1 protein-coding gene is annotated in these 292 nt (G+C 73.6%); it reads right to left on the bottom strand.

Annotation, left to right across the window (positions count from 1 at the left end; translation table 11 throughout):
- A partial coding sequence (locus KVT39_RS36765; RefSeq protein ID WP_217591459.1) for a hypothetical protein occupies positions 1–292 on the bottom strand: 292 nt, incomplete at both ends.

Raw genomic sequence — 292 nt, 5'->3', positions numbered from 1 at the left:
AGCCAACTGCCGGCGGGCCGCCCGGACACATACCAGGCGCAGCGGTGCCGGTGGCCGGCCGCATCGACCAGCATCAGTTCGTCGCCCAGCGCCGTCTGCTGCCAACGGCTGGTTTCGATCGTGTCTTCGAGGTGGGCCTCGGCGGCCCCGGCCGTCGCCGGCCAGTCGCTGGGCCACTCGCGGTTCTGCAGGAAGCGCCGCCGCTCCTCGCGGCCCCCCCCGCCGAGGCTGTAGCTCGTGATCTCGCGCAGGCCCGCCGTATCGTAGTGTCCGACCAGCCGCCCGCGCAGGT

This window comes from Burkholderia sp. GbtcB21 (assembly GCF_019091065.1).
Taxonomy (GTDB): Bacteria; Pseudomonadota; Gammaproteobacteria; order Burkholderiales; family Burkholderiaceae; genus Burkholderia; species Burkholderia pyrrocinia_C.
Note: the sequence above shows the minus strand (reverse complement) of the source record. Positions and strands in the feature narration are given on the sequence as shown.